General features: G+C 56.4%; 6 protein-coding genes and 1 pseudogene. 3 read left to right on the top strand and 4 right to left on the bottom strand.

Features of this window, described 5'->3' with window-relative positions:
- Positions 1–463 precede the first annotated feature (463 nt).
- Positions 464–1523 (top strand): annotated as a pseudogene (locus ACCD05_RS29385) (IS630 family transposase).
- 462 nt (positions 1524–1985) lie between these two features.
- Here the strand turns inward: ACCD05_RS29385 and ACCD05_RS29380 are convergent.
- Complete coding sequence (locus ACCD05_RS29380; RefSeq protein WP_112436320.1) at positions 1986–3026, bottom strand: fatty acid desaturase family protein; 1041 nt, start codon at positions 3024–3026, stop codon at positions 1986–1988.
- Between the two features lie 1319 nt (positions 3027–4345).
- On the bottom strand, positions 4346–5497 hold the full coding sequence (locus ACCD05_RS29375) for an alpha/beta fold hydrolase (RefSeq protein ID WP_413397050.1): 1152 nt from the start codon (positions 5495–5497) through the stop codon (positions 4346–4348).
- A 108-nt stretch (positions 5498–5605) separates the two neighbouring features.
- Between ACCD05_RS29375 and ACCD05_RS29370 the strand changes: the two genes are divergently transcribed.
- A complete protein-coding gene (locus ACCD05_RS29370; protein ID WP_112436318.1) occupies positions 5606–6502 on the top strand; it encodes a LysR family transcriptional regulator in 897 nt (298 codons plus the stop codon).
- A 406-nt stretch (positions 6503–6908) separates the two neighbouring features.
- Here the strand turns inward: ACCD05_RS29370 and ACCD05_RS29365 are convergent, their stop codons facing one another.
- Positions 6909–7889, bottom strand: a complete 981-nt coding sequence (locus tag ACCD05_RS29365) for a GGDEF domain-containing protein (RefSeq protein ID WP_112436317.1) — start codon at positions 7887–7889, stop codon at positions 6909–6911.
- A gap of 481 nt (positions 7890–8370) precedes the next feature.
- Here ACCD05_RS29365 and ACCD05_RS29360 point away from each other — a divergent pair, with 481 nt between their 5' ends.
- Positions 8371–8523, top strand: coding sequence for a hypothetical protein (locus tag ACCD05_RS29360; protein WP_181459385.1), 153 nt, complete (start codon positions 8371–8373; stop codon positions 8521–8523).
- 847 nt (positions 8524–9370) lie between these two features.
- On the opposite strand, the gene ACCD05_RS29355 is transcribed toward ACCD05_RS29360, so the two are convergent.
- A complete protein-coding gene (locus tag ACCD05_RS29355) occupies positions 9371–10447 on the bottom strand; it encodes a sensor histidine kinase (RefSeq protein ID WP_112949840.1) in 1077 nt (358 codons plus the stop codon).
- Between the last annotated feature and the right edge of the window lie 444 nt (positions 10448–10891).

Below are 10891 nucleotides of genomic sequence, written 5' to 3'. Positions count from 1 at the left end.
AGGTTTCTCCGCATGATTCATGCTGAGAATGAGCGATCTTTCGATACCGCGCTACGCGGGATGGCCTACCCGCTTACGATGCTTCGTGATGGCGCCGGCTCTGATCGTCGCCTTGGCTCTACTCTAGCGAAGGTTTCGCGACACGTAACAACAGAGCCGGTTGCTTGAAGTTTTCTGCACGAATGCAGCATGTGACTACTCATGAGGTGGAGTGCGTAGCGCCGGGACAAGCCATCGCTTTCCTGGGAAGAAACCTTTCCAGCAGATTGAATGGAATCGAACCGCCGGCCCTTAACTGGCTTGATTAGCCCTCTCTTTTTTATGTCATTGCGCGACATAGGACTCTATTATGGAACTCACGGCTGGAGAAGGCTTAGCGTTTCCGCGTTTTTCTGAATCGAACGCGATTCAAATCAGTTTTCTTCTGATTCATTGATGCTGGCTGGATGGAGGCAAGCATCCAATGACCGCACCGATATCGAATGATCCTCGCGAGCGCGTTGTTGCCGCCGTAGTGAGTGGCGAAAGCGTTCGTTCAGTGGCGACGCGGTTTGAAATCGCCGCGTCTTCCGTCGTGAAATGGTCGCAGCGCCATCGTGCGACCGGATCGGTTCATCCCGGCAAGATGGGCGGCTACCGCAAGCGCATACTCGAACCACATCGCGATATCATTGTGCAACGGCTCGCCGAGAACCAGCACGTGACACTCCATGGCCCGAAGGCGGAGTTGTCCGAGCGGGGTATTTCCGTCTCGCACAATACGATTTGGGAATTCCTCCCCAGCGAAGGGCTGCGCTCCAAAAAAAAGCGCTGTTCGCCCTTGAGTAGGCGCGTGCCGACGTCGCTCGCAGAAGACAGCGGTGGAAGGCCCTGCAAAATCATCTCGATCCCGAATGGCTGGTCTTCATTGACGAGACCTGGATCAAGACCAACATGTCGCCGATCAGGAGCTAGGGTCCAAAAGGCAAGCGACTGCGGCATTTGCACCGCATGGCCACTGGCGCACGCTGACATTCCTGGGCGCCTTGAGAAACGATCGGCTGACAGCACCCTGTGTCTTCGAAGGACCGATGAACGGCCAGTGCTTCCGCGCCTATGTCGAACAGCAGCTGGTGCCGGTGCTCAAGCCGGGCGACATCGTCGTAATGGACAATCTCGGCAGCCACAAGTCGGCAACCATCCGTCAGTTGATCAAAGCTGCCGGTGCGCGGCTCTGGTTCCTGCCGCCCTATTCGCCGGACCTCAATCCGATCGAACAGGCCTTCTCCAAGATCAAACACTGGATGAGAGACGCGCAAAAGCGCAACATCGACGGCACGTGGCGCCATATCGGCAGGCTGGTCGAAACCATCCAGCCCGCCGAATGCCAGAACTATCTAGAAAATGCAGGATATGGTTCCGTTAAATTCGGCCTCGCAGGGGGGCCGAAGAAGACGATTTGGATCGCTGGAGCACTTCGAGCCGGTGTCATCGATACGCTCATTACCGACAAGTTCACCGCTGCGAGATTGATCGAGCTCTGACGTGTTGCAAACATATATTCTGCACCGCACCTTTCAAGTCGGTAATGCCAAGCCGTTGACTTGACGCAAAATAGATCACCTCCCCGTTAGGTTACATCCACTGCCAGCCCAAGGAGGAGGACAATAGCCGGGTATTCTCTCACTTTTGATTGTTACTGAGACCTCTGAGCGCAAACAACAGTGTCACTATTGTGTTGGTTGGGAACGATACCCTCAAATCCAAGCAGACGACGTAAACGCGGATTTCGTCTGCACGAAATGACTGACGCCATCAGAGGTGCCCCTACAGATACATGTCCAGCCCGGCTAGAGGTGGTCGTCAAGAAGTTGGCACGACCAAGGTCTCGGCGCGCGGCACACGCGTGAACGTTGACGTGTTGGCTCCCGATGTGCGCCGCTTTCGCGCCGCCTGAAAATAGCGTGGTGAGGCGAATAAAATGGCCGACCGCATGCTGGAAACCGCTATTGATGCGCCAGCAGTTTCCGGGCTTCCCGGAAAGAAACAAGCCGGCCCCGCCGTTCATCCCACAGTGCCAGTCGGACGCACCCAATGCTTTCCCACAGCGTTATGCGGCCAATGCCCGCCAATTCAGGATGAGCGCGCAGTACCTCCGGAAGCCGGTAGTATGGAATACGACTAGCGAGATGATGAATATGGTGAACGCCAATATTCCCCGTCAGCCATCGAAGCACCAGCGGGAGGTCATAGTGCGAAGCGCCATGGAGAGCCGCTTTAGGAAATTGCCAGTCGTCGGCCTTTGACCAATGCGTTTCCTCAAACTGGTGTTGTACGTAAAACAGCCAAACGCCGGCAGCTCCCGCCAATAAAACAACAGGAAGATGCACCAACAGGAACGGCACCAGCCCCACGAACCATATTGTCAGTGCAGCGACGAGCGCGATCGCTAGATTGGTTGCCATCGTCGACACCCAAGGCAAGAATTCGGCTCTCATCATACCGATCGGCAGCCGTTGTTTTAGAAGGAACACCCAGACCGGGCCGATGCCGAACATGACAACAGGGTGCCTATAGAAGCGGTATCCAAGTCTCCTTGCCGGAGAGAGGGCGTGATATTCGTCGACCGTCAGGGTGGCGATGTCACCCACTCCCCGTTCGTCAAGATTGCCAGCAGAGGCATGGTGCTCGGCATGAGTTCGCCGCCAGTAGTCGTAGGGCGTGAGGGTCAGAACTCCAATTATGCGTCCCGTCCATGTGTCCAACCTTCTCCGCGCGAAGAACGAGCCGTGCCCGCAGTCGTGCTGGATCATAAAAAGCCGCAATAGGAAAGCTGCAGCAGGCAGAATGAGCAAGGCACCCAGCCACGAACCTTGCATGATGAAGATGCACGCTCCGGCCCAGAACGCAGCGAACGGTGCAGCCGTTACCACGAGCTCAAATACGCTGCGACCAAATCGCGGCTGCCGGTATTGCGCCAGAATCTTGATCCAAGCGCCGGTCGTGTCCCGGCTTGGTGATTTTGGTTCGTGGTTTTGAGAGTTCATTTGATCCGAGCTGTTTCTGAGCGCAGCGCGGGACTTCTGCTCCGCACCACGGTTTAATTGTTAGGTATCAGGCTCGACCAGCCCTACGCGCTGCCTCATCTACTACAGCGCGAGAAGCGAAACTATCCGTTTTTGTCTGTGAGCTTGCGCGTCGCCCGCTTTCCCGCGTCCGTGCCGCCGCTGCCAAAGCGATGGCGTCTGCGAAATTCGACAACAACACCTGGATCCACATGCTGACTTCGGTGTTCAGAAAAGCTGTTGTTTTACGAACGTTCAAGCAATCGCCTCTGTATAGTCGCGTCGATCATTGGTCTTGAGCGAACACATCGACATTGATGGGCGCGTAGCCACCGATATCGCACCACCTCGTATACTGTTCGGCCGTAAGACAGCCGCCTGTTGCTTGACGCACCGCTACCAATTCCGCGCTCCGTTAAGTCACTGGCGAGACGCGTCGGCCGCAGCGATACGCGCGACGGCGGCAAGAACATCGATGAGAAGAAGCGCTCGCATGTCGGCACCCAACGGTCTTGGAACTATCTGGTCGCTTGGCGCGTTCAGAGCGTACAAATTGACAGGTGATCATCATGGATACCAATCTCGCCATCGCAGCTCTTGCCGCTACGGCCTCGTTCTTGTTCATGGTGTGGGGTGTCGGTCGGAACTACTGACCGATATCATTTGATCTGCGATCTTCAGTCGAAGAAGGCCACTCGGCCCATGTGGCGGCCTGACACTTACCGGCTCGATGGCCGAGATATGGCTTGCATTCCCTCGAGCGCTGCTCAGTAATGCGTCGTTATCTCAACTAGGAGGAATCGATGGCTAAGGGTCAAGCTAGAAGCAACAAAGAGGTCCGCAAGCCTAAAAAGGACAAGACGGCTCCAGTCGCAGCGCCGGCTACGCTCGGGGCCAAGGCTGTAGAGTCAAGCAAGCAGAAGAAGCCCTAAAACACGTCGACCTCTCCCATATAGTCGGAGAGGCTTAGCCTCGCACGTGCGTGGTCCAGATACCTTCGGATACCGGCGTCTTCCATCTGCCTTTCCAGTTCGCGCTGCCACCCAGTAACAGATAATCAAAACGGCGATCTCAGAAGGCTCTACTGGCAATCGCCGATGGGCTGGTCATGCCACGACTGCAATGGGCGGAAGCAGACCGAGCGGAATCGTAAGTTTCGGGTTGAGGGGTTCCGAACCGCCGACCCGTGCTGGAGTCAAGTGGCCGACTGGGCTTGGAAAGACCGCTCGTCCTGCAAGCGGCCGTTCATTCAAAATACGCTCAATGCGCCCTAACTATTGGGGAGCCTTCGCATGAGGCGGTTATCCGGTACCGAGCGGGTTCGAGACCCGGAGCCGCCAATTTCCCGCCGCCGAGCGCTCGACGATCTGGGTGGCGGTGCCGTGCTGAACGCTGGAATGGTCGTCAGACGCGACCCTGATCTCCCAGTCGAGAAGAAGCAGCGCGATATCACCGCTTTTTAGGACACGGCGGACGGTATTCTTGATGATCGGCTTCATGGAGACCAACTTCTCGATTTCACTCCTGATGGCTCCTGGGCCACCCTCGACCACCAAGCTGTCGGTCGTGCGCATAACGGCCTGCGGGTGGAAGAGCGCCATGACGCCATCGACGTTGCCGCTGTTAAGCCCGCTGTCGAAAGCTGTCGCAACATCTTCTGGATATGGGGTGCTTACCATTCCGCCAGCTAAGAAGGCATCAATCCTTGAGGCAACATGGTGTGGTGCTTCCAGAGGAGACAAGTGGCCGACACCGGGAATGACGGTCAGCTGTGCGCCGGGCAGAGACGGGACGACGACGGTTTCCAGCAGCTCGACGCTGTCGACCTTGTCCTTCTCGCCACCAATCACAAGAACCGGCACATCGATGCGGCCGAGATCCGCGCTGACGTCTTCCGAGATCGCGGCGGCAGGCCAGTACTGCTTCGCGGCGCTGGCACCGCCCACGCTATCCTCAATGACCTGCTCCCGCACTGCCTGCGAAAGGGAAATCTCCGCGAGGACGTTGTCGATGGTCCATGCCGTCGACTCGGCGACCGCGTAAGCTCGCTTCATGCCTTCGCGAATGTCTTCAGGCAGCGACTTGCCCTGAGCCGGCGACGGCGCGACAAGGACGAGCCCTGTCAGTCCCGCAAGTTGCCTGGAAGCAAGAAGCTGGGCCACCTTTCCGCCCATCGAGTGGCCTACCAGGATGTAGTTCTTCAGCTCCAATGCAGCGATCGCGGCTTCGACGTCGTTGGCCATGGAAACAATATCATAACCGCTTTCCGGACGATCCGACTTGCCCCAGCCGCGGGCATCGAAAGCGACCGAGCGAACCTTGGACTTCAGCGCCTTGATCATGTTGTCCCAAGTCCGCGAGGTTCCTCCCCAGTAGCGAAGAAAAATTAGCGTCTGCCCGCCTGCCCCATGATCCTCGAAATGGAGGTTGATGCCATTTGCTTTGATTTCCATCGATCGTTTCTTTCAGTAGTGATTTCGATATCGTCTAAGTATGACGTTCCCATGCGAGCGATAATCCACTAATCATTTAATGCACTCGATAACCACAGGATCGAATTGATGGACCGCTTTGTCGGACTTTCGGTTTTTGTCGCCGCCGTCGACAACGGCAGTCTGGCCGCTGCAGCACGAGCGCACGGCATTACTCCCGCGATGGCCGGGAAGCATGTGGCCGCGATCGAAGCCGAGCTCGGTGTCCGGCTTTTGCAGCGAACGACGCGAAAGCTGCACCTGACCGACATCGGTCTGGATTATTATCGGCGGAGTATCCTCATCCTCGACGCTCTGGACGAGGCTGACCGCAGCGCCTCACAGCAGCAGGACCAACCGCATGGCACGCTAAGGGTTTCAGCGCCGACCACGTTCGGCGCTCTTTATCTGGGCCAGCCAGTTGCTGAATACACAACGCGCTACCCGAACGTCTTCGTCGAAATGAGCCTGGAGGATCGTTACGTTGATCTCATCGAAGGGGGATTCGATATGGCGATACGTATCGGCACCCTACCCGATTCGAGTCTGATCTCCCGCAAGTTCGGCGAAAGCGGAATGGCAGCCTGTGCGGCTCCCTCCTACCTCGACAAGCATGGGCGGCCGAACGATCCGGCGGACCTTCGGCGCTATGACCGCCTCGCCTTCAGTAAGGCGACGTCGGCAGGTGACTGGAGTTTCACCGACCGAAAAGGCAAGACGGTGACGGTTTCTGGACCGTCACGCCTGAAGGCTGACAACATGCAGATGTTGCTGGCGGCTGCCCTGGACGGCGGCGGCATCGTGTATGGGCCAACATTCCTGCTTCGGGAGCATATCACGAGTGGCCGATTGGAACAGGTTTTGCCCGATTTCGCCACTGAAAGTTTGGGCATTCATGCCGTTTACCCAAGTTCTCGCATGTTGGGTACGAAGGTGCGCTGCTTCATAGACATACTTGAAAGAAGACTTGGTAAAGCACCCCTCTGAGCAAAATCGTCTCGAATTTCTTGTCTGCTAGTAAAGTACGCGAGTGTTTGGTTTGAAAGGATCTGAAACCTCCGACCCGCTAACTCGACCGGCTAAATTGATGATTACATTAGCTTCAGAATAACGAGTAAACCCGTTCGTAAGCTTCCGTCTTGCATTCAAGTGGCCTCTGGATGCAGGGCCCTGACCGCATCGAGACTTGTGAATTTCCCACCTTTAGCACGAATCGAAACTACCACCTCTATAGTGATGCCAGTGTCGTTATCTGCGAGCCTTTGATGCCCAAATGACCTGACAGGGTGCTCAGCCGAAGCTTGCTGTCGGAGAGCCTTATTGCGCGCTGCCCGTTAATCGACCTAAGGCGTGCGGCCTGAATGTTACGCTGGCTTGAGCAGCCGAGCTCGAGTCAGGCGCCGGTTTTACAAAAGGGGCAAGGTTTCTGCTCTTCGTCTCCGCTGGGCGTTCCGAAGCCTCGGTTCGAAGAGAACCTGCTCGCGTGAGGTACCATCGACAACTGCACTTTACCTTTGCCGGCATTCTTCGCCGCGTACATGAGATTATCACCCGCGATAATCAACTGCTCCGCGGAGCGGTCGTCGCTTATGTCGACGAAAAGTCCGCCCACGCTGCAACCTACCTGATAACCGGTCAAAGACAGCGCTTCCGTCAATCGAATATGAAGATCTTGCGCCGTTCTAATCGCTTCGCCGTGGTCCGCGACGAGTATGGCGATCGCAAACTCGTCGCCCCCTAGACGTCCCGCAATCTGTCCCTCCAACATGAAGCTGTTTGCAGACGCTGCAAATGCAGTCAGCACCTGATCGCCTGCAGTATGGCCATGCTGGTCGTTGACGCCCTTGAACCCGTCCAAATCAATGTAGGCAAGGAGGAGTGGTCGTCGTGCTACGATCTTACTGGTCAGCCACAGTTTCAGCTCGTCCTCGAATGCTTTGCGATTATAAACGCCGGTCAGCGGATCATGTGTTGCCAGGTAGGCTACTCGATCATGTGACCTTTTCAGGCCCATCACGACCGCCGCATTGACGCCAAACGAAATCAATCGCCCGAGGTTGTTGTTGAGACCGGTCCAGAAGTCAGGGTCGGGATTGAACATCGGGTATCGTAGCCCGGTGACGATTGCGACAGCTATTGTGAATAGGACGGCCTGTCGGGTGCTCAACGTCCAGCAGGCGATGGTCACTGCGAAGAGATAGAGGCCTGCCATCGACGACCGTTGCTGGTAGGTGCCGACGTCAAGCAGCAGGGCAGCCAAAGTGACGGCGAGCAGGATCGCCCAACGCTGGCCAGCCGGCCGTTCTTGCAGCCAGCCGACCAGTTGCTCCACGAGGCTTTCCTTTTTGGCGTCTGCGTCAGCCTTGGTCGTCAATCTGATTATCCCGTAGGTGGCGATGGGTTGCCGCCGAGCCCGGAGATCTCAGGTTCGACAAAGTGTAGCGATCCACGCATGATTTTCGAAGGGAAAGGTACGTTCAATGAGCGCGAGGGCAGGTTTCAGGCGGTATCGACCGGTAGCGTTGATCAGATCGAGAAACGCGTGGCGGTAAGACGAGGGTGGCAAAGAACAGTTTCAAGCGGAAGGCCCTTACGATTTCGCCAAGGAAATGCTCTGGCTCAAGGCTGGTTCCGCAGACATCGTTCCCACGGGGATCAAGGTAATTTATTCGTTATGAAACGTACTTGGTTTTAGCCTTAACCGGCCGGCGTGCGAGACAGGGATCGAGGCCGCAACAGAACTGGAAGCGATAGTTGGCGGTGAGGTGTGGAAACTCGCTGTCAGGAGCCCCATTAGGAAGCGTATTCTCTAACCGCTTCGCGGTCGGCACGGTCAATTTCCCAGGAGATCAAAAATGACCAACGAAAAAGGTGCTGGAGCGCCTTTAAGCGCCGTTTCAGTTGCCAAGAAATATCGGATTGCTTTTGAAGACGCGAAGGCAATCGTGGCAGAGCATGGCAACGATGCCAAATCCATTCATAAAGCCGCTCGTGGGATAGCGGCCTAGAGCCGAAGCAAGATGTGCATTGTGACGGCTGCCCATCGTCCTCTTCATACGGGATAGAGGCGCACACCGAACGGGTAATATCGCCGGTATTTGTAATATGAGGCTGCACACTCCGGCTCAGCCATGTCCAACCCTGCACATAATTACGGTGGGCTCGACCGTTATGAATCCCGTCGAACATGTGTCGCGCCGGAACATTCATTGCCGTCGCAGTGTTTCGAGCCAGGCGCCGATATTGGGTCAGCGTTTCTTTTCATGAGTGGGATGATGGGCAGAGAGCCTGTACGAAGCAAAGGCCTTGTGCTCGCGGCCGTGCAAATCAGGCAGTCGCATACTGGAGACTCGCACCGATATCAGCATCGTATTTACGGATATCGACATGCCGGGCAGCATAGACGGGATGAAGCTTGCACGCGCTGTTCGAAACCGCTGGCCACTCATCGAAATCATTATCGTGTCCGGCCAAAGGCACCCCGTCGATAGCGACCTCCCTGCCCGCGCAGTGTTTTGCCCAAGACCATACTATGTTGACGCCGTAACAGCTGAACTCGATCGAATGGCTGCATCGTTTTGATAGCGAAAGAGAGGGCTGTGTACGAAGCGACGGCAGAGTTTTATGCAAGCGACCAACGGAGACAAGTGGTTACTGGAGGCAAAGCAGCTTGGTCAGTGGACGACTCTATCAGGATCGCTGATGATCACCACCAGGGTGCTGCACTTCGCAACATCCTTGCCAAACCCGGCGGCCTTGAAAAGGCACGAAATCCCTCCCCCGCAGGGAACTGGACAAAGCGCCGGCCGAATACCCCTGGAGTATCCATTTTTGCTCGACGCGATCCATGCCGCTCTAAGCCCGATTTGCTTCCCGCTTTTCAAAAACGATCGTGACCTTCATGCCGATCCCTGGCAGGGACTCCACCTGGACGTCCGCCCTGGCGTTCTGTTTGATCGATTGCACGATCATAGAGCTGAGCTTACCGCGCCGCGGCCAGTCGGATGGATTGCTGAGACCAATGCCATTGTCTGCAACCGAGATTCGGCAGCCCGCATCATCCACGACGCAGCGCAGGACAATTTCACCACCCTCACGATCCTTGAATGCGTGTTTGAGCGCGTTCGTCATAAGTTCGTTGACGACCAAGCCGACGGGCATCGCAATGTTGACGGAAACGGGCCACGTATCGACCTTCATGTCAAGCCGAATACCCTGGACCGCATGTGCGGCCATGATCGCCGAGGCGATCTGGCTCACATACGTGCCGAGATCGACAGTCTCGTCAGCGTTTGCATCGGACAGAGAACGGTAGAGGATCGTCAGCGCGTCCACACGGCCTGCCAGTTGGTTGAACCGCGCGCTTTCATCTGGATGTTGCGCGTTCCGGGCTTCCATGCGGATGAGCGCTGTGATCATCTGAAGATTGTTTTTGACCCTGTGCTGCAACTCCTTAAGAAGCACGTCCTTTTCCGTCAACGTGGTGGCCAGGTGAGCGCCGGTTTGTCCACTGTTGGCGGGCGCGATAGCGACGAGACGAAAGAGAGGGGTTCCTGCGTCATTGACGATCGTATTCGACCAGGCGTCAATGAACGACTGGGGCCCCGTCCCGGAAGATGGCGCAAATGTTCCCAAATACTCCTCGCCAGCCACAATGGCATTCGCGAGATCCTGGTCTCCACTCACCGAGTACACCAATGGGAGTGATGACCATGGCTTGCCCTGCAGGTCCTCAGGCGAAATGCCTATCAAACGCTCGAATTCAAGATTGGCGTATATAAGCACCTCGTCTGACGCGAGTTCTGCCACCGCCACTCCGAACGGAACGTGGTCGAGGAATTGTCGGAAGCGGTCATCATCCAACGCCTCCCCAAGATGAGGAAGGTCGGCTACCGTTTCCGGGCTTATCGGCGATTCTTCAGTTTCTGCCATTTGCAACTCACAACCACATTCGTTCGGTGCTTATCACGCCGGATGGCGGGGAGCCAAAGAAATCCTGATTCTTGGAGTGCCATGCCGGTGAAGCGGTTTTACCGCGCTGGGTGGGATCGCTCGGCCGAAGATGATGCAGACATCTGGCCTGCTTGCCCACTGGGCCTATTTAGGGGAAGGCCGAAGACCCCAGCCCGATCTGAATGCGTGCCAGCGGCACCTTCAGCTTCCAGACGATCAACCCCGTCCGTGAAACTCCAATTTTCTTGGCCGGCTAGAGCGGATGGCACAATCTTGCCGAGGACGAAGCCCCGAACCCCTCTTCCTGTGCTATTTAATCTGCATTTTCCTCCGCCGACTCCGACCAGACGAGCTCAAAAGCATCCCATTTTCGTTACTCGTCAGCCCCCAGCTAACGCATATTCGACCAGTATCCGTGGCCCC

The sequence above is a fragment of the Rhizobium sp. Rhizsp42 genome (assembly GCF_047304155.1).
In the GTDB taxonomy this organism is placed as follows: domain Bacteria; phylum Pseudomonadota; class Alphaproteobacteria; order Rhizobiales; family Rhizobiaceae; genus Rhizobium.
Note: the sequence above shows the minus strand (reverse complement) of the source record. Positions and strands in the feature narration are given on the sequence as shown.

Excerpts from the sequence above, each read along its gene's own strand:
- ACCD05_RS29380 (WP_112436320.1), bottom strand. The coding sequence starts at position 3,026 with ATGAACTCTCAAAACCACGAACCAAAATCACCAAGCCGGGACACGACC.
- ACCD05_RS29375 (WP_413397050.1), bottom strand. The coding sequence starts at position 5,497 with ATGGAAATCAAAGCAAATGGCATCAACCTCCATTTCGAGGATCATGGG.
- ACCD05_RS29370 (WP_112436318.1), top strand. The coding sequence starts at position 5,606 with ATGGACCGCTTTGTCGGACTTTCGGTTTTTGTCGCCGCCGTCGACAAC.
- ACCD05_RS29360 (WP_181459385.1), top strand. The coding sequence starts at position 8,371 with ATGACCAACGAAAAAGGTGCTGGAGCGCCTTTAAGCGCCGTTTCAGTT.
- ACCD05_RS29355 (WP_112949840.1), bottom strand. The coding sequence starts at position 10,447 with ATGGCAGAAACTGAAGAATCGCCGATAAGCCCGGAAACGGTAGCCGAC.